20 protein-coding genes and 1 pseudogene are annotated in these 20,759 nt (G+C 63.6%); 19 read left to right on the plus strand and 2 right to left on the minus strand.

The window, feature by feature from the left end:
- The first annotated feature begins 58 nt into the window (after window positions 1–58).
- The 7 genes and pseudogenes from AC1DRO_RS20010 to AC1DRO_RS20040 all read left to right on the plus strand — a co-directional run bounded on the left by AC1DRO_RS20010 (window position 59) and on the right by AC1DRO_RS20040 (window position 4,564).
- Window positions 59–613 carry a hypothetical protein gene (locus AC1DRO_RS20010; RefSeq protein WP_476952160.1) on the plus strand — a complete coding sequence of 185 codons (555 nt, stop codon included), beginning with the start codon at window positions 59–61 and terminating at the stop codon, window positions 611–613.
- Window positions 610–1,212 carry a hypothetical protein gene (locus AC1DRO_RS20015; protein ID WP_243182044.1) on the plus strand — a complete coding sequence of 201 codons (603 nt, stop codon included), beginning with the start codon at window positions 610–612 and terminating at the stop codon, window positions 1,210–1,212. The genes AC1DRO_RS20010 and AC1DRO_RS20015 overlap by 4 nt, the downstream gene beginning before the upstream one ends.
- A gap of 145 nt (window positions 1,213–1,357) precedes the next feature.
- Window positions 1,358–1,780, plus strand: coding sequence for a nuclear transport factor 2 family protein (locus tag AC1DRO_RS20020; RefSeq protein WP_476952161.1), 423 nt, complete (start codon window positions 1,358–1,360; stop codon window positions 1,778–1,780).
- Window positions 1,777–1,932, plus strand: coding sequence for a hypothetical protein (locus AC1DRO_RS20025; RefSeq protein ID WP_476952162.1), 156 nt, complete (start codon window positions 1,777–1,779; stop codon window positions 1,930–1,932). The genes AC1DRO_RS20020 and AC1DRO_RS20025 overlap by 4 nt, the downstream gene beginning before the upstream one ends.
- Before the next feature lie 149 nt (window positions 1,933–2,081).
- A pseudogene (locus AC1DRO_RS20030) lies at window positions 2,082–2,840 on the plus strand (alpha-amylase family glycosyl hydrolase); the annotation flags it as partial.
- A 116-nt stretch (window positions 2,841–2,956) separates the two neighbouring features.
- Complete coding sequence (locus AC1DRO_RS20035) at window positions 2,957–3,592, plus strand: alpha-amylase family glycosyl hydrolase (RefSeq protein ID WP_476952163.1); 636 nt, start codon at window positions 2,957–2,959, stop codon at window positions 3,590–3,592.
- 384 nt (window positions 3,593–3,976) lie between these two features.
- Window positions 3,977–4,564, plus strand: a complete 588-nt coding sequence (locus AC1DRO_RS20040) for a PASTA domain-containing protein (protein WP_476952164.1) — start codon at window positions 3,977–3,979, stop codon at window positions 4,562–4,564.
- Between the two features lie 271 nt (window positions 4,565–4,835).
- Here AC1DRO_RS20040 and AC1DRO_RS20045 read toward each other — a convergent pair whose 3' ends face one another.
- Window positions 4,836–5,603, minus strand: coding sequence for a VWA domain-containing protein (locus AC1DRO_RS20045; RefSeq protein ID WP_476952165.1), 768 nt, complete (start codon window positions 5,601–5,603; stop codon window positions 4,836–4,838).
- Between the two features lie 573 nt (window positions 5,604–6,176).
- Here AC1DRO_RS20045 and AC1DRO_RS20050 point away from each other — a divergent pair.
- From AC1DRO_RS20050 to AC1DRO_RS20105, 12 genes are all read left to right on the plus strand, one after another.
- Window positions 6,177–7,496 (plus strand): excalibur calcium-binding domain-containing protein, encoded by a 1,320-nt coding sequence (locus AC1DRO_RS20050; protein ID WP_476952166.1) that lies wholly within the window; start codon window positions 6,177–6,179, stop codon window positions 7,494–7,496.
- Window positions 7,497–7,796: 300 nt separating this feature from the next.
- A complete protein-coding gene (locus AC1DRO_RS20055) occupies window positions 7,797–8,903 on the plus strand; it encodes a DUF475 domain-containing protein (protein ID WP_476952167.1) in 1,107 nt (368 codons plus the stop codon).
- 57 nt (window positions 8,904–8,960) lie between these two features.
- A complete protein-coding gene (locus AC1DRO_RS20060; RefSeq protein ID WP_476952168.1) occupies window positions 8,961–9,551 on the plus strand; it encodes a TerD family protein in 591 nt (196 codons plus the stop codon).
- 62 nt (window positions 9,552–9,613) lie between these two features.
- Window positions 9,614–10,195: a TerD family protein gene (locus AC1DRO_RS20065; protein WP_476952169.1), complete on the plus strand. Its 582-nt coding sequence runs from the start codon at window positions 9,614–9,616 to the stop codon at window positions 10,193–10,195.
- A 66-nt stretch (window positions 10,196–10,261) separates the two neighbouring features.
- Window positions 10,262–10,843, plus strand: a complete 582-nt coding sequence (locus AC1DRO_RS20070) for a TerD family protein (protein ID WP_347033495.1) — start codon at window positions 10,262–10,264, stop codon at window positions 10,841–10,843.
- Window positions 10,844–10,874: 31 nt separating this feature from the next.
- Window positions 10,875–12,071, plus strand: a complete 1,197-nt coding sequence (locus AC1DRO_RS20075; protein ID WP_476952170.1) for a toxic anion resistance protein — start codon at window positions 10,875–10,877, stop codon at window positions 12,069–12,071.
- Window positions 12,072–12,105: 34 nt separating this feature from the next.
- Complete coding sequence (locus tag AC1DRO_RS20080) at window positions 12,106–12,627, plus strand: hypothetical protein (protein ID WP_476952171.1); 522 nt, start codon at window positions 12,106–12,108, stop codon at window positions 12,625–12,627.
- An 8-nt stretch (window positions 12,628–12,635) separates the two neighbouring features.
- A complete protein-coding gene (locus tag AC1DRO_RS20085) occupies window positions 12,636–13,178 on the plus strand; it encodes a TerD family protein (RefSeq protein WP_476952178.1) in 543 nt (180 codons plus the stop codon).
- Window positions 13,179–13,288: 110 nt separating this feature from the next.
- Window positions 13,289–13,930: a hypothetical protein gene (locus tag AC1DRO_RS20090; protein ID WP_476952172.1), complete on the plus strand. Its 642-nt coding sequence runs from the start codon at window positions 13,289–13,291 to the stop codon at window positions 13,928–13,930.
- A 36-nt stretch (window positions 13,931–13,966) separates the two neighbouring features.
- Entirely contained in the window at window positions 13,967–15,148 is a 1,182-nt protein-coding gene (locus tag AC1DRO_RS20095; RefSeq protein ID WP_476952173.1) for an HpcH/HpaI aldolase/citrate lyase family protein, read from the plus strand.
- The gene (locus tag AC1DRO_RS20100; RefSeq protein ID WP_476952174.1) at window positions 15,145–17,775 is read left to right on the plus strand and encodes a phosphoribosyltransferase domain-containing protein; all 2,631 of its coding nucleotides are present in this window, start codon (window positions 15,145–15,147) and stop codon (window positions 17,773–17,775) included. Before AC1DRO_RS20095 ends, AC1DRO_RS20100 begins: the two co-directional genes overlap by 4 nt.
- The gene (locus AC1DRO_RS20105; protein ID WP_476952175.1) at window positions 17,772–18,617 is read left to right on the plus strand and encodes an HAD family hydrolase; all 846 of its coding nucleotides are present in this window, start codon (window positions 17,772–17,774) and stop codon (window positions 18,615–18,617) included. Before AC1DRO_RS20100 ends, AC1DRO_RS20105 begins: the two co-directional genes overlap by 4 nt.
- 275 nt (window positions 18,618–18,892) lie before the next feature.
- Here AC1DRO_RS20105 and AC1DRO_RS20110 read toward each other — a convergent pair whose 3' ends face one another.
- A complete protein-coding gene (locus tag AC1DRO_RS20110) occupies window positions 18,893–19,729 on the minus strand; it encodes a TM2 domain-containing protein (RefSeq protein ID WP_476952176.1) in 837 nt (278 codons plus the stop codon).
- Between the last annotated feature and the right edge of the window lie 1,030 nt (window positions 19,730–20,759).

Raw genomic sequence — 20,759 nt, forward strand, 5'->3', positions numbered from 1 at the left:
GGTGCGCCAGAATTTAAGCAGCGGGGCCGCCCCGTCTGATACAAGTTCTGAGGGATCCATGGGAGAACCGGCACAGGTCACCGACAATTACGCCCAGTTCATCGCCCGGCTTGAAACCGCCACCAATAATCTAAGTAACAGGCGTCAGTCACTGAGCAAGTCACTCGCGATCCTCACCCTGCTCAGGGATCAGAACCTCGCCGGCATGGAGTCGTGGGAGCAGCGGCGGGCCAAGACCAGCAAGCTACTGGCGGAGCACTCCCAGGGGCCGGAAGCCGAGTCCGTCAGGGAACTCCTGGAGGTCGCACTCAGGATGGAACCGATGTTCCGCAACCGCACCGAACGGATCGGGCAGCGGGTGGAGCTGCTCCGAAAACGGTCCGACGAACTCACAAAATCGCTTGTGGAGCTTGAGAAGAGCAAGGCCAAACTGGAGTCCTCCAGAATGCTTGCGCTGGAGCGGGATAATTTAAGCAGGGCTGTTGCGAAATTGGCGGGCACACCGGAAGGCCCGGTTGGGGGCCTATCCGACGCTGGCATCCTCGACGATCTCAAGAGGGCCCGTGAGGCAATCGCCTTCGCCGAGGCACTCCTGGAAGTGAAGGGAAAATGAGCAACTCTCTCCCCAAACCCGAGCAAAGGCTGCTCGTGACGTTCACCTCCCAGCAATGGAGCGGTCGGCCGGGTATGGATGCCTCTTATTTGTGTCTGGGGCTCGGATTCGTCGGGTTCGTCGTTTGCCTCGTGCTGATGATCTTCTTTGCCGGCCTTCGGGACCCCGGAGCCGCGGCACTCTTCATCGTCGGCTTTGCAGTCGCGTTGACAACTCTCATCGTCGTGGCGAAATCGTCCAGCGAGAAGAAATTCCTGATCGGCATCAACCAGAGTGTCAATGAAACCATCCTCGAGCTGACCGGCAATCCGGACGACCGACTGTCACTGCGCAGTTTCCGGAGGTTCATCGAGCATGAGCAGCGCATTCCGTTGCCTGTCCACGGCGTGCAGGGCCTTGAGCTGGTCGTCGTCAGGGAAGGCGAATCCGCCGTCGCAGGCCGAAAGCATGCAGCACAAAGCCGAACGGCACCGCCGAGTCCATCGTCAATCCACCCGCCGCTCGTTACAACGACCGAATTGATGATTGCCGTAACGCCGCCCGATTACGGAACGACCAGCTTCGACCGACTGCTGAAAGCTACCCTCGACACCGACTGAACGCACACGCGGGTTGTTTGGCGCAAGGCTCCCCTGCCGGCAACCACCCACCCGTTTGTAAGATTCTGGAGCCGGTAGCGGGCCGGGCGCGGAGCCGCCAAGGTACGTCAGACCCGGTCGCCCTACGAATTGGAAGGTGAGAACCATGGACCTTGACAAAGTCAGAGACCAGTTTCGTCACGCTGTAAATCAGTTTGCTAAAGGCGATCCGGAACCCGCCAAAGCCATTTTCTCCCATCTGGGGGACGTGTCCCTTGCTAATCCTTGGGGCCCTCCGGCTGTGAGCTGGGAGCGGGTCTCAGAGGCCCTCGATTCAGCTGCGGCACGATTCAAAGATGGACGCGTCACCGCTGTTGATACCCTCACCAAGCACATCACGTCCGATCTCGCCTGCTTCCTGGACATCGAACACTGGCAGGCCAAGGTCGGAGGAGGAGACGAAGAATCGCCGTTTGATCTGCGGGTAACAAGCATCTATCGCAGCGAGGGCGACACTTGGACACTCGTGCATCGCCACGCAGACCCGATCACCACACAGCGGGCACCGGACGCCACGCTCGGAAAATGACGCCCGGGAAAATCCCCCGGTTCCACGGACATTCAGGCGCCGCCGGCGAGCAGATGCCCGCCGGCATGATCGTCACCGTACCGTTGATCATTATGGCGCTGACTTTCCAGTGCTGGATCTTCAAAGGCCTCATGGCCGGTACTAGTAAGTGAGCGTTGCATCCTTGAGTTTCGAATCCTTGCCGCTACAGCACTCCCCCGTGCCGACTGAAACGCCGCGGTCCCCCGCCCCCGACTGGTGGCAGTCCGCCGTCATCTACGAGGTCTATCCGCGCTCCTTCGCCGACGGCGACGGCGACGGCGTGGGCGACCTCGCCGGCCTGATCGACCGGCTGCCCTACATCGCCGCCCTCGGCGTCGACGGCATCTGGATGACCCCGTTCCAGCCCTCCCCGCAGGTGGACCAGGGCTACGACGTGACCGACTACTGCGGCGTGGACCCGCTGTTCGGCACCATGGAACAGTTCGAGTCGCTCCTGGAGCAGGCCCACGCGCTGGGCCTGCGGATCCTGCTCGACGTCGTCCCCAACCACTGCTCCTCGGAGCACCCGCTGTTCCAGACGGCCCTCGCGGCCGGCCCGGACTCGCCGGAGCGGGACATGTTCCACTTCGTTGAAGGCTCCGGCGCCGACGTCCCGCCGAACAACTGGCAGAGCGTGTTCGGCGGCCGGGCCTGGAGCCGCGCCAATCCCGGTTCTGAGACGGACACGGACTGGTACCTGCACCTGTTCTCGGCCGGTCAGCCGGACTGGAACTGGCGCAATCCCGCCGTCGGCGATTACTTCGACGGCGTGCTGCGATTCTGGTTCGATAAGGGCGTGGACGGGCTGCGGATCGACGTCGCGCACGCGCTGTTCAAGGCCGACGGGCTGCCGGACTCGCCCTCCACGGGCGGGGTGGTGGACGGGCTGCGGTCCAACCCGCAGGTCTCGGACCAGGAGGACGTCCACGAGGTCTACCGCCGCTGGCGCACCCTGGCCGAGAAGTACGAGCCGCACCGCCTCCTGGTCGGCGAGGTCAACCTGGAGCCCGCCCGCGCCGCCCGCTACACCCGCGCCGACGAGATGCAACAGGCCTTCGCGTTCGCCTTCGTGAAGCTCGGCTGGGACGCGGAGGCGTGGGCCGCCGTCGGGAACGAACTCGAAGCCGCCCGTCAGCTGTATGGCGCGGCCCCGACATGGGCCCTGGAAACCACGACATCGTCCGCTCCGTCACCCGGTTCGGGGGTGGCGAGCTCGGCAGCGTCCGGGCCCGGGCGGCCCTCCTGGCTTTGCTCGGACTGCCCGGCGCCGCGTATATCTACCAGGGCCAGGAGCTCGGGCTGCCCGAGGTCGACCTCCCAGTGGAGGCCCGGGTGGATCCGATGTGGGCCCGCGGCGGTGTCTGCCGCGACGGCGCCCGCGTCCCGCTGCCATGGACCGCGGACGACGCGTTGAGCCATGGGTTCTCGCTGGCTGAAGGTGCGGCCGCGGCTCAAGTGCCGTGGCTCCCGCAGCCCGAGGGCTGGGGCACGCACGCGGTCGAGCGGCAGCAGCAGGACCCGGCGTCCGCGCTGAACCTCACCAAAGCGGCGCTGGAGCTGCGCCGGCAGCTGTGGAAGAACGAAGTCTTCACCGAGGACGACGGCGGCAGCTGGCGAGTCGACGCCGGGAACCTCCTCATCTGCGAACGCAACGCGCACTTCCTCGTCGCCGTCGCAATGGGCACCGAACCGGTCAAACTCCCGGCCGGCACAGTGCTGCTCAGCGCCGCCCCGCTGGCCGAGGACGGCTGGCTGCAGCCGAACAACGCCGCTTGGGTTCTGCAGGACTGAGGGTGCTGCGCCACTACGCGGCACTGAGCCACTGATGGTCCCCATTACGGGAGCTTGACAGTCTGCGCTGACATTTCTGCCATCACCTCGTGCATCCGGGCGGACGCCGCTGGCCCCGTCGACGCTGCCGCTGATATCCGGACGTACCTTGCCGAGGCCCGGGACATCGCCTATCTGACCGAAAAGCGTCTCACCCGGCTGCGCGGCGTCTGGAAGGCCGTCGAGATGACCGACGGAGGGGTCTCAGGCAGAGGAACACACACGGTTTCAAATTATGATCGTCTTCCCAGGGAACTGGTAGCTTATTCCCAGCGAGCCCATCGGAAGCATCAGGCAACCACGCCCTTCCCGACAGTTCCGGCCTCGCTGCAAGCAGGGGGAATCTTGAAGAAAACACTCGCTCTAGTAATGCTCGCCGGTCTCATGCTGACAGGTTGCGGCAGCAAACAGGCATCAGCCCAAACGGAAGCCGCCAAGGCAACGGCTGTAGCCGAGAACACCATCGAGGTCCCCGACGTCGTCGGCCTCACCCTCGACAAGGCCATTGACCAGCTTCAAAGCAACGGGTTGAAGGCCCACGCCACGGATGTGGACGAGGGCAAGACGATCATCATCAAGAAAAACTGGCAGGTGGCCAGCGAGGATCCCCTCGCCCACGCCAAGGTCGCCGAGGGTTTCACCGTGGAGCTGGGGGTCAAGCACCTCACGGATGAAACGCCGACGCCGACACCCACTTCCACACCCACCCAGGTCGCGGCAAAGGTTGTAGCTCCCGTGGCCCCGCCGGTCGTAAAGGCACAGCCGGTGGCCCCACCGGTAGTAAAAGCACCGCCGGTGGCACCGCCGGTCGTGAAGGCTCCGCCCGCAGTGGCGCCGCCCGTTTACAGCGGGATCATTTGCAAGGACGGCTACGCCTGGCCAGGAACGACGCGCCGGGGCGCCTGCCACGGCCACGGGGGCATCCGAAACTAATCGTCGCCAACGTGACAATGGCCGGGCCGCCCTCGCGGGGCGCCCGTCGCTGTCGCGATGAGCACCGAACGCGTGCAACTGCCCACCGAAAGGTCCGGCTCACCGCGAACCCGCAAGAACAGGACGGTTGGCTGCAGTCGAACTACGCGGCCTCGGAGTTGTGCGGCTGAGGCTTCGGCTGGGGGGCCGTCCACGTTTCCTTCTGGAACTTGGACGGCCCTTTTACCTCTCCGTTCGGGAGCACGAACCTACTGCGCCTCCAATGGAGGTACTACTGGATGAGGTTCTTCGTCCGGACTTCCTTGAGCCAGTCAGGGAACTCCGTCAGCATCTTCTTGAACAGGACGGCGTCGCTGATCGCGTCTACATCGCCGATCGGCTCGTAATTGGCATTGTCCACGAACCGCTCCGAGAGCGTATCCAATTTCTCAAGGAAAACCATCGATTGGCTACCGATGGAGAGGAATTTCCAGAAGATCGGCGCCGTGGACACCTCAGTCAGAGCTTGGACGGCCTTCGACTGGTTGTCCGGGGCGCCGTCGGTCAGGAACAGTACGTACACGGGAATGTCTGCGGGCGTGGACTGTGCGGGCGTGGTCACGGACTGAGCCTTGCGGAGTCCGAAGAATCCCGTCTTTGCTGGGGCGGCCCCGGCGAATCCGAAGTGGTCCCGAATGGTCAGGAATGCGTCGGCGTAGTTTGTGCTGCCCATACGCCGCCCCTTCGTCAGGCGGTCCACGGAGCCAGCGAAGTCATCGATGCTGATCTCGCCCAAGTACGCCGCTGTGGAGTCGAAGATAAAGAAGTCGATGGCTCCGTCGTCATCAAACTGGGTTGCCAGGGCCAGCGCCTTTTCAACCAGACGCTGCATAGCCCCTGAGCTGTAGACCTTTAACATGGAGCCTGAGTAGTCCAGGGCGACGGCGACCTTGGCCTTTTGACCGTTCAGCCCGGAGCGATCGACGGCCTGTGATGCGGTTTTGGCCAGTGAGAGAAGGCCCGGGGCCTTTTCGCTTATCTTGTCGAGGGAAAGTGCCATGTTTGAGTCCTTTTCGATGAGTATTGCCTACAATATGGCTACAAATGGGGCGGAAATTTGCGCTTTTCTTCGAATCGTGGCGGCCACCTCTTGAACTGGCCTGCCTAATTGCGGCATTCCACCCCCATTAATTCGCGAGCCCTCTTGAGTTGCCCTTCGCCAAGATAGCGCAAGACTATCCACCTAGTGCCACGTTCGACATTAAGACCACGCTTTTGTGCATCATGCCAGCATCGAGAGTTGTTGCGTATGAGCCAGCCCCCTGGACGGCGCCCGTAGGCGCGGGCCGCTTGGCGCGAAGCTGATCGCCTCCTTGAGGGATCACTTACATCGACGAAACAGTCTGACGAAAATGAATCGAAGTGGTTGCAAGGCCATATACTCCCCATGGCGCACTACAGCGCCAAAGGTCGGGCACCAGCAGCAAAGCTTTGGGGCCGAAAACATGGGGATGACAAATTGAATAGGTTCCAATCACTCCTGGGCAAACGGGATTCATACGTTGAGCCGCCCAAGCCTCCACGGAAGCCGAAAAGTTCAACATTCGTGGTCGGAGCACTTGCTCTGGGGGCCATGGCTTTGGGAGCTGGCAGCGGCGGGCTCGGTGGGGCACTCATATTCCTTGGCATATTTGCCGCGCTGACCGGCCTCTACGTCGTGGTCACGGGCCGCCGCTCGTGGGCACGACTGCCCGGCAGCCGAAAAGTTGGCGGCGTCGTCCTTGCGGCCTCTCTGGTGCTCTTCGTCGTCGGCGGTATGACCCTCCCGCCCCGGTCGGCAGAAAGCATTGCTGCCGAGGCAGCTTCGGCGAATGACAAGCGAGCAGCAGAAGAAGCAGCCCGCGCTTCGGCCGCATCGTCGCAGACCTCCTCGCCCGACCCTTCCCCAACACCATCGCCGACGGACACGGGGGAACCACTGGACCCCGACAGCGTTACAGAACTCGCCAAAGGCGTCAGCTACACAGCCCCCAAGGCCCAACCGGCGTACGCCACCAAGGCACTGGACCTCCTCGCCGCTCTGCCCATCAAGGAATCCGCGTCGACGCCGGACTACGATGACCGCGTCAAGTTCGGCCAGGCGTGGGCGGATGTCGACAGGAACGGGTGTGACACTCGGAACGACATGCTCAAGCGAGACCTGACCGAGGTAGTTTTCACGAACGACTCGACGTGCAAGGTCGAGAGCGGAATCCTAGCCGACCCCTACACAGCTACGACCATCCGCTTCCAACGAGGCCCCGAGACCAGCAGCGCCGTCCAGATAGACCATGTTGTCGCCTTGGGTGACGCATGGCTTAAGGGCGCCCAGGAGTTGACGGAAGCTCAGCGCATGTCGTTTGCCAACGATCCCCTGAACCTTCAGGCCACAGACGGACCGACCGACGTCCAGAAGGGGGACGGCGACGCTGCCGCGTGGCTGCCGCCGAACAACAGTTTCCACTGCAATTACGTTGCACGACAGATCTCCGTTAAGGCGACTTACGGGCTGTGGGTGACGCAGCCTGAGCACGACGCGATGGCCGGCGTACTAGCGGACTGCGCCGGCCAGTTGGTGCCGACCAGTGAGAAGGAAGTGACTGTGGTAAAGGCCGCCGAGACTGCAAAGGCGTCTGAACCCGCGGCGAAGGTGGCTGTGGTTGCTCCGGCACCTAAGGCACCCGCACCGGCTCCGCATACTCCCGCGCCAGTTCACGCAGCGCCCGCTCCGGCGCCCTATGTTCCGCCGGCACCCGCGCCGGCACCCTATGTACCGCCGGCACCGGCCCCCGCCGCAGCGTATTACGCCAACTGCACCGCGGTGCGACAAGCAGGGGCCGCCCCGATCTATGCAGGCCAGCCCGGCTACAGCCGCAAGCTCGACCGTGACGGCGACGGCGTCGCCTGCGAGTAGCAATTATCGCCCGCTCCCGGTCCGGCTGGTGCGCGAGAAAGCATCTCTCGCGCCGGCCGCCGAGCGGGCGCAGTCGGCCGTCGTCCACGAGGTCTATCCGCATTCCCTCGTCAACGGCGACGGCGAGGCGCGGGACGCGTGCGATCACAATCAAAAAACATGGGGGCGTCGCAGGACAAAGCGGCGCAGCGTGCGGTTAGGATGTTGCCACGAAGTCTTGGGGGATAACTTCCGGGATGTTTCTCGCCGTCCTGCCGTCGTTGACGAGCCAGGACCTTTCGTTCCAGGAGTTGTTCCAGCGTGTTCCTCAAGACATTCGGTTGGTCGTTCGCCGTCACCATCATTGCTCTGGTGGTTGCTTTTCTATATGGGGGCCCACAGGCACTGATCCTCTGCCTTATCTTGGGCATTCTTGAAATCAGCCTGAGTTTCGATAACGCGGTGGTCAACGCACGAATCCTCGAGCGGATGAACCCGTTCTGGCAGAAAATGTTCCTCAGCGTGGGCATCATTATCGCCGTCTTCGGCATGCGAATCCTTTTCCCCTTGCTCATCGTGGGAGTCACCGCGGGCCTGAATCCGGTAGAAGCCGTCGGTCTGGCGATGGAAAAGGGTGACCCGCACACTCCGGGCAGCTACGGTTACCTGTTGCACGAGGCACACCCGCAGATCGCTGCCTTCGGTGGAATGTTCCTTCTCATGCTGTTCTTGGACTTCATCCTGGCCCACCGTGACATCAAGTGGATCAAGTTCCTCGAGATCCCGCTTGCCCGGCTGGGCAAACTCGAAGGCGCGTCTTTGATCATCGGTATGGCGGCGCTGGCCATCGCCGGGGCTGTGGCCGGTGAGAAACAGGGCATCGTCCTGCTCGCGGGTCTGTTGGGCATGATCACCTACTTCCTCGTGAACGGCCTTGGAAACCTGTTCGACGTCGATGAGGACGGCGACGTTGATGCCGCGGATGCGGACCTCGTGGTTCACTCGGGTCCCTCCGGTACGGCTCAGCTGGCCGGCAAGGCCGCCCTCATGCTCTTCCTCTACCTGGAAGTCATCGATGCATCGTTCTCCTTCGACGGCGTCATCGGAGCCTTCGCCATCACGTCCGATCCCATCATCATTGCCCTCGGACTGGGCTTCATTGGAGCTATGTTCGTCCGCTCCCTGACCGTATTCCTGGTTCGGCAGGGGACGCTGGACGAATTCGAATACCTGGACCACGGCGCACACTGGGCCATCGGCGCCCTGGCAGTCATCCTGCTGGTCACCATCGTGGTCCCCGTCAACGAGATCGTTACAGGCCTCATCGGAGTCGTGTTTATCGGCGCGGCATTCCTTGGCTCGGTTCGACGCAATAAACGGGCACGTGCCGCCGAGCAGACTCAAGCACTTGAGCCTGCGAACAGCTAATCCCCCGCAGTAAACGCCAAGTAACAACCACCACTACGACGAAAAGCGAGGCATCACATGGGTTTGAGTTTGCAAAAAGGCCAGTCGCTGTCACTGACGAAGAAGAACGGCGATTCGCTGACGAACGTCCGTTTGGGTCTCGGGTGGGATTCCGCGGTCCCCGCCAAGAAGGGGTTCTTTGGCGGGACCAAAACGGTCGAGATCGACCTGGACGCGTCGGCCCTCCTGTTTGATGCTCGAGGCCAGCACCTCGACACGGTCTTCTTCGGCCAGCTCACCAGCAAAGATGGATCCATCCGACACACCGGTGACAACTTGACGGGCGAAGGTGACGGCGACGACGAGACGCTCTTGGTGAACTTGCCGAACGTCTCTCCGGCTGTCACGCACATCGTTTTTGTCATCACGAGCTACAGCCAGCAGACCTTCGACATGGTCCAGAACGCGTTCTGCCGCGTCATCGACGATTCGGTGGCAGGTAGCCCCGAAGTTGCCCGGTACGGCCTCACTGAATCGGGACCGTACACGGCGATGGTCATGTCAAAGCTTTCGAGGAACGGCAATGTCTGGAACTTCCAGGCCATCGGCACGCCGGCTAATGGACGCACAGCCGGCGATGTCCTCGGCGCCGCGGCAGCTGCCCTCTAGCCCGATTGGACCAGCGTTCTTTAGCCCTATTGAACGTACACAACTAACTGAAGGAGTACCTCTTGTCTAGCCTGACTCTGAGCAAGGGCAGCAACCTGTCCCTCACCAAAGCCGACCCCGGGCTCCGCAAGGCCATGATCGGACTCGGCTGGGATCCGAGGTCCACCGCAGGTGAACAGTTCGACCTCGACGCTTCAGCGCTGCTGGTCCGCGCCGATGGCAAGGTCCGCTCCAATGATGACTTCATCTTCTACAACCAGTTGTCTTCGCCCGACGGTTCGATCGTGCATCAGGGCGACAACCGCACCGGTGAGGGTGAAGGCGATGACGAGCAAATCCTTATTGACCTCGACGCCGTGGCCGCCGACATCGCAAAGATCGTCATTGTCGTGTCGATTGACCAGGCGGAGGCGCGCCGCCAGAACTTTGGCCAGGTACGCGATGCTTTCTGCCGGGTCGTGAACCAGGAAACGGACAATGAGGTTGTCCGGTACGACCTCACAGAAGATGCTGCAGCGGAAACGTGCATGATCTTTGCCGAGATCTATCGAAACGGTGGCGAGTGGAAGTTCCGTGCCGTCGGGCAGGGATACGCTTCAGGCCTCCGCGGCGTGGCCACGGACTTCGGCATCGCGCTGGACTAGAAGCCGGTGGCCCAGCGACGTCGGGCCACCACCGCACATTCACCCGACTGAACAAGGAGAACAACTATGGCTGGCCTGACTCTTACCAAAGGCAGTAACCTCTCGCTCACTAAGACCGATCCGGGGCTGAACAAGGTTCTGGTCGGGCTGGGCTGGGATCCCCGCACAACTACGGGTGACGCCTTCGACCTGGATGCCTCGGCGCTCCTGCTCGGTGCCGACGGCAAGGTCCGAAGCTCCGCGGACTTCATCTTCTACAACCAGCCGGCGGCAGCCGACGGCTCGGTGGTCCACAAAGGTGACAACCGATCCGGTGAGGGCGACGGCGACGACGAAGTGGTCGCCGTCGAGCTTTCGGCCGTGGGCGCAGATGTTGAGCGAATTGTCTTCGTAGTCTCCATCGACCAGGCTGACACCCGCCGCCAGAACTTTGGCCAGGTGCGGTCCGCCTACTGCCGCGTGGTCAACCAGGAAAGTGACGCGGAAGTGGTCCGCTACGACCTGAGCGAAGATGCGGCGCCGGAGACCTGCATGATCTTCTCAGAGCTCTACCGCCACAACGGCGAGTGGAAGTTCAAAGCCGTCGGCCAGGGATACGCCACAGGCCTCGCCGGCATCGCCGCGGACTTCGGCGTCCAGCTCGGCTAAGAGCCCGAGACCACAGAAAGAGAGAAGCGAAATGAGCATGCAACTCACCCCGCCTGAAACGTCGGCCTCGAACCCCCTCGTGCTGAACGCTCCCGAGGCTCCGGGCATCGTCAAGGAAGACGATGCCCCCGGGATGGTTCCGGTTCCGGCCGAACGCCAGCAGGAAATAAACGCACAGGCTCGTGCCTTCATCACCGAAGTGTCAGCTATGAGCCCGTTTAGCCCCGAATACTCCAGCAAGATCGATGGCATCAACCGGCTTGGCGGCCAGCAGCTCGTGGCATCCGCCAACACTTCAAGCCGGCTGCTGGAGCGTTCTTCCACCTCGCTGGCCGGTGCGAAGAAGTCCGGCAGCAGCGCCCAGGTGCAGGTTGCCTCTACGCTCGGTGAGCTTCGTTCCACCGTGGAAGACCTGACGCCGAACAACGCTGACTTGGGCGTCGGCCGGAAGATCCTCGGTATTATTCCCGGCGGCAACAAGCTGGCCAAGTACTTCCAGAGATATGAGAGTGCCCAGACTCAGCTCGATAAGATCATCAAGTCCCTGATGGCAGGCCAGGACGCGCTGCTGAAGGACAACGCCTCCCTTGCGCAGGAAAAGACCCAGCTGTGGGACACCATGCAGGGGCTCAGCGAATACGCTGTTTTTGCTAAGGCCTTGGACACGGCAACAGCCAACCGGATCGACGAGATGAAGATGCAGGGCCAGATCGAAGAGGCGGGCAAACTCGACTCTGACGTTCTGTATCCGATCCGCCAGCGCCACCAGGACATCCTGACCCAGCTGGCCGTCTCGGTCCAGGGCTATCTCGCCATCGACATGATCCGCAAGAACAACACCGAGCTGATCAAGGGCGTGGAACGGGCACGCACGACGACGATCTCCGCGCTGCGGACCGCCGTCATTGTGGCCCAGGCCTTGGCGAACCAGAAGATGGTGCTAGACCAGATCGACGCCATCAATACAACGACGAACAACATGATCCTCAAGACCAGCGAAATGCTCAAGGACCAGACCGCGCGGATCCACCAGCAGGCGGCGACCTCCGGTGTCAGCGTGGAAACGCTGCAGAAAGCGTTCGACAACGTCTTCCAGACTATGGACGCCATCGACACCTTCCGGTCCCAGGCCAACAAGAGCATGGAAGGCACCGTGCATGCCCTCGAAAACGGTCTGGAGCGGGCCCGCCCGTACCTGGACAGGGTGCGGCAGCAGGAGGGGAATTAGTGGTCGTCAGCCCTGAGCAATAGGCTTACGGGCTATGGTCGCAAATTTCTTAGGCTCGCTGTTCGGCGGCGGAGCGGCACCCCGCTCCGCCGCCGTTGCGGGGGCCGAGTCTCCACTTGTCCCGGATCCGGCTGCGGACGAACTGGCAGTCACCGGGGCCGCGCTCGAAGAGCTGCGGCGGACGGTGCTGGGCAACGGCGCGCAACTGCCCACCATTGTGGTATCACGACTCCTGCAGTTGGCGGACATCCTGCGTGCCCTCATTGGCTACATCGGCCGGTCAGGTGCATCGACGGAGCAGCGCGTGCTGCTGAACGCGGTCATCACCGACTATCTTCCGTCCCCGCTGCGGGCCTATCTAATGCTGGCCGCCGGGTCTCGGCGAGACGAATCGACCGACACGGCTGTGTTGCTGGAACAGCTCGACATGCTCTACTCCACCGTCCAGAACCTGGACAATCAGGTCCGCACGGGCGCCATAACGGAACTGGCTGTCCATGGCCAGTTCCTCAGGGACAAGTTTGATATTGATGGTCTTCATCTGGAAGGACGCTAGTGGCTTCGATGGTCGCGGGCAGCAACGCCGCCCTCACTGCTGAGAACCCCGGACTGGACAAAGTGCTGCTCGGAATCGGCTGGGACATGGTCCCTAGCCGGGGCCCGCAGGCCGAGCTAGTTCCGATGGTGATCATGTGCGGGACAGACGGCCGCGCCATCTCGGATGACCATCTGGTTTTCTTCAACCAGATCGCCAGCCCCGATGGCAGCATTTCCTTCGCGGGAGCGGAAGATCAGGAACAGATCGACGTCGACCTCAACCGGGTGCCCGAGACGGTCCACAAGATTGCCGTGCTGCTCTACGTGGATCCTGAGGTGCGGGGACCAGGAACCTTCGGGGCCGTCAAGAACGCCTACCTGCGGGTCGCCACCGCCCAAAACCGGGAGCTACTTCGTTTCACGGTGCCGCGGGGGAACCTCGACAAGATCAACGCCATGATTCTCGGGGAGCTCTACAGGCATGCCGGGGGCTGGAAATTCCGTGCCCTCGGCCAGGGGTACGAAGCCGGGCTCGCAGCCGTTGCCGCCGACTTCAAGTTGAAGCTCTGAGCATGGCTCTAGACCGAACCTCGCTCCGGACCGACATCGGATACCTCAGTCGGCGCCGGAAAGCAGCGGCGCAGCCTGAGCCCCTTCGACCCACTGCGCAAAGTGCAGCCATGTCCTTACATCTTGGCGCCAGCCGGGCGGGTTCCAGCGGACTCACGCTCGGTGCCAGCCCGGCTCCCCCACCGTCCGCGAAGACCACAGTGGCTTCAAAGCCAGGGCCCCGGCCCGCGCCGGCCACGTCGGAGCGGCTGTTCCCGGCCCCGGATTTTGGCAGTGTCCGCGAGTTGGGGGAAGCCAACCCGGTAGCTCGCCTCAACGCAAGGCAATCCGCGATTGGCTCGCTCTTGGTGACCGGGGTTCGCTCGGTGGCCTGGGAAGACCAGCAGCTCACCACGGGTGCCCACCACGTGGAGGGGCACAAGGCCGGCACCGCCGTACTCACCCCCGGAAACCGGCCCCTGGCCGGCGTGCAGGACGGGGCCGGCATCGTGTCCCTGCGCCACATGCGGCTCCTGCGCCGCGCCCTGTTCGTCGCGGGAGAGACCCCGCTGACGGTGGGAGTCTTCGACGGCGCCGCCGCCGCGGTGCGGAACCATGCTGGGTTGCGGAGCGTTCTGTACGTCGTGCGGGTCGGTGCGCTCTTGGAGCTTCGCGCCGAGTTTGTCCCGGCAGACGCCTCCGACGCGGCCATCTGGGCCGTTTTCGGTTTCTCAATGACCACTCCACTGGACCAACGGGTCCTCCTGCGCTGATCCGGCAGCGCACTACTGCAATAAAACTAGGGGACAATGCAGCACTTCAAAGCCTTGGCCGAATCCGTCAAGGATCGGCTCTTCCACCTGCGCCCCGAACTGCTTCATCGCACCTCGGACCCCGGCCTGCTCGCCGTCGCGCTGGGGGCCACCCTGTACTCGCCGGCCACGAGAAGCTCACTGGCACACGCAATCCGGAAACAATCCGGGGCAGGTTGCCTCAGCATCGTGATCTGCCTCGAGGACGCCGTTCCCGACGAGGAAGTGCCAGCCGCGGAGGAGAACCTGCTCGTTGCACTGGCCGAACTGTCCCTGGACAATCGGGACGAGCTCCCGCTGATCTTCATCCGGTGCCGTACGCCAGAACAGCTGCTCGACGTCGGACGCAGGGCAGGCGAGGCTCTCGGAGTCGTCTACGGCTTCGTCCTGCCCAAATTCGAGAACGAGACAGGGCGCGGGCGTGCCTTCTTGGCGGCACTGGAGCTGTTGAACGAAGAAGCCGGACGCACCGGGGGGTTGAAGGGACAGTCCCTGAGGGCGATGCCGATCATCGAGGACCTTTCGACAACCCATTTGGAGTCACGCGTCCGGGTGCTGACAGAAAACCTGGCCCTGGTCGAAGAGTTCCGTGAACTGGTGCTGTGCGTCCGGATCGGTGCCACGGACATGTCCAGCGCCTTTGGCCTGCGGCGTTCTCGCGACCTGACCATCTACAACGTCAAGGTCGTCGCGAACATCATTGGCGACGTCGTGAACATCTTCGGCCGCCCGCATGACGGCTGGGTCATCTCCGGTCCTGTGTGGGAGCACTTTGTCAACACAGAACGGGTCCTACGGCCCCAACTTCGGTCCACACCTTTTGAAGCCGTCAACGAGGGCGAACTCCGGAAGCGCATCCTGATGGAAAACCTGGACGGACTGATTCGCGAGATCGAACTGGATCTCGCGAACGGCCTGTTGGGCAAGACCGTCATCCATCCCAGCCACGTGCCAGTGGTGCACGCCATGTGCGTCGTGAGCCACGAGGAATACCTCGATGCCCTCGACATAGCCGGGAGTGCAGGCGGAGGTGTAAAGGCGTCGTCCTATGGAAACAAGATGAATGAGTTGAAACCACATCGTGCATGGGCGGAGCGCACCCTGTTGCGTGCCAGGGCCTTCGGGGTCGCAAGGCCAGGCGTCAGCTTTGTCGAACTACTGGAAGCGAGCATGCGGTGAAACAACTCTCCACGGATACTCCCTGGAGCGGCGGCTACGTGCGTGATGCCCTCGGTGTCGAACTGGCTTCCGACCCCGGTCGCAGCGTGCTGCCCGTACAGGCCTTGGTCGGGCTGGCGCTGCGGCGCAATCCCAAAAGGGCCCATCTGCTCGTCTCCCGGGTGCTCGCCAAGCACGTCCCCACCGAACCCGGAATCGCGACGTCGGCGGGGCAGCTTCTGGGGCTCTTGGTCCGCAGGGAACTCGAACGCCCCTCGGCTGCCGGTCCGGACATCGGGGCCGGATCACTGACCGCCGTCATTGACGAGGCCGGGGGCAGGCTGGCGCGCCTGCTGGATGGCGGGACTACCCTGGGCAGCGACCCGACTCTTAACGACGACGGCCGCCGGAGCAGGATTGCCGACGTGGCCGGCCTACGCGAATTGCTCGCCCTATGGCAAACAGAACTTGCCGGCGTCGTGACCATTGGTTATGCGGAAACGGCCACCGGGCTGGGCCAGCTCGTGGCCGGACAACTGGGGACCTATTACATCCACTCCACCCGACAGAGCAGCCGCGGTGTGGAACCCTACGGCGCGTTCGAGGAAACGCATTCGCACGCAACTTCTCACCAGTTGCTGCCGACCAGCCGTGCTGCCTTGGACCTCGCCGAGACCGTAGTCCTGGTGGATGACGAGCTGAGCACCGGTGCCACGATTATCAACACCATCCGCGAACTGCACCGCACCGCCCCGCACGGCCATTACGTCGTCGCCTCCCTGGTGGACCTGCGCTCCCCCGCAGACCGGTACCGCCTCGATGAACTGGCACGCGAACTCGGCGCCCGGATCAGCGCCGTGGCATTGGCGCAGGGAAGCATCCAGCTGCCGGAAACGCTCGCATTGGACGCGGCGGAACTGATCGGCAGCATCCCGCTCCCGCCAGCAGCCGTCCCCGGGCCGGGCCGGATCCGGCTGCTGGACCTGCACGGAATCGTGCCACCAATCCGCAGCGCCCGCTTTGGCGTTGGCGGGCGCCCCGATCCGGACCAGGCGGCGAACATTGCGGAAGCCTTGGCGGCGGCACTTGGGAGCCGCGGCGGAACGGGGGCCCGGGTGCTGGTCCTCGCCACGGAGGAATTCATGGCGCTGCCTTTGGCGGTTGCCGCCCGGCTGCAGGATCTGCGCCCTGACGCTGACATCCGGTATTCCACCAGTACCCGCTCACCGATTGCGGCGCTGGACGAACCGGACTACGCGATCCGTTCGGCGCTTGCCTTTGGCAGCGACGCGGACGCTGCGGACGGGCCCGGACCCCGGTTCGCCTACAATTTCATGCACCCCGAAGGACGATTCGATACGGTACTGATCATGGCGGAACCTGGCACCGCGGAGTCGGGGCTCTTGGGTCCCGGCAAGATCGCCGAGGCCGTCGCTGGCAGCGCCGACGATGTCCGGCTGGTCATGTTGCCGGGCCAGCCTCCGTTCCCGACGCCGTTGATCGGCCCCGACTTCGGCTCCTATCTGCCGGAGGACGTCGAATGGCTACTGAAGGACCTGAGTTCCGCTCAACTCGAAGCGCCGAGGGAAGTGCGTGAAGCCGCCATCCAGTCTGGCAAAGCCAGTTACGCCGAATCGCTGCCGCAGGAGTTCGAACCTTCGCCCGAGTACGGTGCCTTGTTCCAGACCGCGTTGGTGAGCTCGGCCGTCCGGATCGCGCATGCCGTCGGAACTCTCACCGAGCAGGTCCTGAAGCTGCGCGGCAACGCACCCGTGCTGGTTTCCCTCGCCCGCGCCGGCACTCCCGTCGGCATCCTGATGAAGCGTTGGGCCTGGGAAGTCCACGGACTGAAGCTGCCGCATTACGCCATCAGCATCGTGCGAGGGCTCGGCATCGACCAGGCCGCCCTCGGCTATCTCGCGGCCCGGCACCACCCCGATGACATCATGTTCGTCGACGGCTGGACCGGTAAGGGAGCCATCGCCCGCGAACTCGCCGCCGCCGTCGAACTCTTCCGGCAGACCGACGGGCCGGCCTTCCGTCCCGACCTTGCGGTCCTCGCGGACCCGGCGCACTGCGTCCGGATCTTCGGCACCCGGGATGACTATCTGGTCCCCTCGGCCTGCCTGAACTCGACTGTCTCCGGTCTCGTCTCACGCACCGTTTTCAACAAGGCACTGATTGGCCCCGGCGATTTCCACGGGGCCAAGTTCTACTCGGAGCTCTCCGGCAGCGACGTCTCCCGTGACTTCCTGACGGCCGTGACGGCGCAGTTCCCCGGCGTCCGCGACGACGTCCTGCGCGCAGCAGCCCACGCCCCGTCTGACATCGCCGGGCTCCCGGAAGCAGACTGGTCCGGATGGTCCGCCGTCGAGCAAATCAGCCGCAGCTTCGGCATAAACAACGTGAATCTGGTCAAACCAGGTGTCGGTGAAACCACGCGGGTCCTCCTGCGGCGCGTTCCTTGGAAGGTGCTGGTGCGCCCCGAGGCTCTGCCGGAACTCGCCCACGTACTGCACCTGGCCGAACAGCGCGGCGTCGAAGTGCTGGAGGTACCCGACCTGGCCTACAGCTGCGTCGGGCTGATCCATCCGCTACACACACCGGGAGCGACCGGCGCCGATGGCAAGACCGTGGTGGACGTATGAGCGTTCACTCAAGCGGCGGGCCGGTCATGGTGGCCAGCGACCTGGACCGCACGTTGATCTATTCGGCGAACTCGATGGCGCTCGTGGGAAGCGACCACGTGGCGCCCCGGATGGTGGTTGCCGAGGTGTATGACGCAGCACCCCTGTCCTTCATGACCCGGGCAGCGGAGGAGCTGCTGGAGCGGATCGTCGAGCGGAGCGTCTTCGTGCCCGTCACCACCCGCACCCGCGCGCAGTTCTCCCGGGTGCGACTGCCCGGCTCCGGCCGCGGGTACGCCGTGACGACGAACGGTGCCGTGCTGCTGCACGACGGCGAGCCGGACGGCGACTGGTCGCGGCACATCCAGCGGTCTTTAGGGTCAGACTGCGCGCCCCTGGACGACGTGTTGGGCCACCTCAGAAGCGCCGCGGCAGTCCCCGCCGTCCTGAGGGTCCGGACCGCCGAAGAATACTTTGTGTACTCGATCGTCGACCGGGAGGCGCTGCCCGACGGGTACCTGGACGAGCTCAGCGCCTGGTGCGCGGCCCGCGGCTGGACGACGTCGTTGCAGGGCCGGAAGCTCTACTGCGTACCGGCTCCGGTCACCAAGGAAGCCGCTGTTGACGAGGTCCGGCGGCGGAGCGGATCAGGGCTTCTTGTAGCCGCCGGTGACTCCCGGCTGGACGCGGGCATCCTCGAACTGGCGGACATAGCGATCCGCCCATCGCACGGTGAACTCGACAGCGACTCGTTCACCCTGCCGAACCTCACGGTGACTTCGGCGTCCGGAGTTCTGGCCGGCGAGGAGATACTGCGTTTCGTCAGCGGCGTGCTGGCGGAAAGTCTGGCTCCGCTCCCCTAGTTTTCGCCGAGCAGAGGGAACGGACCTGCTGTCCGGGCCCGAGCGCGCAGCGCGTGCCGAGCGATCCAGTTGCAGCGGGTGTGCCGTTCCCGCTAGACGCAGGAAACGTCGGTGACTGCAGCGGCGAGAAGGTCGATGGCAATTCCATCCCAACCAAGACCGGTGCAAGCCTGGATATATACGGCTGTGGCCACCCCCTTGGTGGGAGTGGCCACAACGTCTCGCTCATGCCTCTCGTGTACGGCCAGCGCCGGAAAAGAGGCATGATCAACAACCTATTTAATCGGCACCCCTGAGGCGTCGCGGCTGAACGTCTTCGCCTTGCACAGGATCATGATGCCCTCGATGAGACCCCACAACCCCACAATCCCGTAGGTAAACGCGAACGTCATGACGAACAGGGTCACCTGCAGCACGCCCCAGCCTTTGTGGCCCAGGTAGAAGCGGTGGGCGCCGACGAAGCCGAGCAGGATCCCCAGGATTCCGGCCGTCGTCCGCGACTTTTGGACCTGCCCCTTAGCTGTAACCGACAGCCATTCGTGGCGGGCTATCTCCTTTGCTGCAGCCGCAGGCATGGTCTCCAACGTCCATTTCGCCCCGTCCCAGCGGCGGGCAACGCCCATCTCCTTGTTGTACCACCCGGCCGTTGCGGCGCCGAGGCTCGCGGTGAGCATGGCACCGAACGAATGCGTGACCCGGGTTCCTGGCTTGGGAGCCGGGTTCAGATGGTTGTACCATTCGAGCTCGATGTGGGTATCCGCCTCGTAGCGAGTCAGTCGCCCCTCTGCCACATCCAGGTGGGCTCGGGCCACAAGCAGTTCATGGAAGGCATCGTTCGGCTTCTTACGCCCCTCGGCCACGGCCCGGTCGGTGCGGACCGTCAGCAGTGCATAGTCCGCCTGGCCCCGCGTCATACTCCCCTCTGCCACGGCCCGGTCGGTGCGGTTCAACAGCCGGTCATAGTCGGCCTCGTAGGCCTGCTGCTTCTGGATCTCCAGGAGCGCACTGGTGTCCGCTGCCATCCTCCTCTGCTGCTCCAACTGCTGGCGGCTTGTTACAAAAGTGCCGACATTCGCAGCCGTGTTGAGGCGGTTGCCCTTCATTTTGCCCATTTGTCCCCATTTGAATCAATCATTTGTCCGAATACTTATGCGTCGTCAGCGTACCGGGTTCCTAGGAATACGTAGAGCGCATTGAACTCCGAATTGTCATCGACGACCCGAATCATCCGCTCTGGGACATCGTGTTCCTCGGTACGAGAGCCACGCCCGGTGGCGGACACGAACGGTGCCGTGCTGTTGTGTGACGGCGAGCCGGAGGCGACTTGTCTGGGCGCATCCAGCGGTCTTTGGGGTCAGGTGCGCGCCCCTCGGCTACGGTTTGGGGCACCTCAGAGGCGCCGCGGCAGTCCCCGCCGTCTCAAAGGTTCGGACCGCCGAGGACGACTCAATCCTTGATCGGCAGACGCTGCCCGACTGGCACTTGTACGAGCTCGACGACTGGTGCGCGGCCCGCGGCTGGACGACGCCATTGCAGGACTTGAAGCTCTACTGCGTGCCGGCCCCGATCACCAAGGAAGCAGCTGTTGCGAGGTCCGACGGCGGAGCCGCTCAAGCCGATTGCCGCGGGCGATTCACGGCTGGATGCAGGCATTCTCGAGCTGGACATTGCGATACGTCCATGGCACGGCGAACTCGACAGCGGCTCGTTCACCCTGCCGAATCTGACGGTGACTTCGGCTTCCGGGGTCTTGGCCGGCGAGGATATCCTGCGCTTCGTCAGCAGAGTCCTGGCCGAAACCCTGACTCCCATCCCCCAGTTTGTCGCCGTGCAGAGGCCGACTGATCCCACAACGTTCTACTCCGCCTGCCATCGAGGAGCGCTACGGACGGCACCTAGCTGGCTATAGGTCGTGTCAAGTGCATGCTCCGGGCATGACAGTGCGCGCCGCATGTTTGGCCGGGCGTTCTGACGTGTCTGTGGGGTGGCGGTTTGGTTGGCTGGCCCGGCGTGATTCCAAGGGCGCCCACGCTGACTTATTCGACCTCGGCGGTTGCCGGGTCATCTGGCGTCGTTCGGGCTGCCCAAGGGCGAAGGGCCGGGCGCCAAGCTAGGTGCGGCGTAACGCGGGAAGCGTCCGCC

This window comes from Arthrobacter sp. P4_F11 (assembly GCF_056401395.1).

Bases quoted from the DNA above. Each gene is read 5' to 3' on its own strand.
- AC1DRO_RS20010 (WP_476952160.1), top strand. From the start codon at position 59: ATGGGAGAACCGGCACAGGTCACCGACAATTACGCCCAGTTCATCGCC.
- AC1DRO_RS20015 (WP_243182044.1), top strand. From the start codon at position 610: ATGAGCAACTCTCTCCCCAAACCCGAGCAAAGGCTGCTCGTGACGTTC.
- AC1DRO_RS20020 (WP_476952161.1), top strand. From the start codon at position 1,358: ATGGACCTTGACAAAGTCAGAGACCAGTTTCGTCACGCTGTAAATCAG.
- AC1DRO_RS20025 (WP_476952162.1), top strand. From the start codon at position 1,777: ATGACGCCCGGGAAAATCCCCCGGTTCCACGGACATTCAGGCGCCGCC.
- AC1DRO_RS20035 (WP_476952163.1), top strand. From the start codon at position 2,957: ATGGGCCCTGGAAACCACGACATCGTCCGCTCCGTCACCCGGTTCGGG.
- AC1DRO_RS20045 (WP_476952165.1), bottom strand. From the start codon at position 5,603: ATGGCACTTTCCCTCGACAAGATAAGCGAAAAGGCCCCGGGCCTTCTC.
- AC1DRO_RS20050 (WP_476952166.1), top strand. From the start codon at position 6,177: ATGGCTTTGGGAGCTGGCAGCGGCGGGCTCGGTGGGGCACTCATATTC.
- AC1DRO_RS20060 (WP_476952168.1), top strand. From the start codon at position 8,961: ATGGGTTTGAGTTTGCAAAAAGGCCAGTCGCTGTCACTGACGAAGAAG.
- AC1DRO_RS20070 (WP_347033495.1), top strand. From the start codon at position 10,262: ATGGCTGGCCTGACTCTTACCAAAGGCAGTAACCTCTCGCTCACTAAG.
- AC1DRO_RS20075 (WP_476952170.1), top strand. From the start codon at position 10,875: ATGAGCATGCAACTCACCCCGCCTGAAACGTCGGCCTCGAACCCCCTC.
- AC1DRO_RS20080 (WP_476952171.1), top strand. From the start codon at position 12,106: ATGGTCGCAAATTTCTTAGGCTCGCTGTTCGGCGGCGGAGCGGCACCC.
- AC1DRO_RS20085 (WP_476952178.1), top strand. From the start codon at position 12,636: ATGGTCGCGGGCAGCAACGCCGCCCTCACTGCTGAGAACCCCGGACTG.
- AC1DRO_RS20090 (WP_476952172.1), top strand. From the start codon at position 13,289: ATGTCCTTACATCTTGGCGCCAGCCGGGCGGGTTCCAGCGGACTCACG.
- AC1DRO_RS20095 (WP_476952173.1), top strand. From the start codon at position 13,967: ATGCAGCACTTCAAAGCCTTGGCCGAATCCGTCAAGGATCGGCTCTTC.
- AC1DRO_RS20105 (WP_476952175.1), top strand. From the start codon at position 17,772: ATGAGCGTTCACTCAAGCGGCGGGCCGGTCATGGTGGCCAGCGACCTG.
- AC1DRO_RS20110 (WP_476952176.1), bottom strand. From the start codon at position 19,729: ATGGGCAAAATGAAGGGCAACCGCCTCAACACGGCTGCGAATGTCGGC.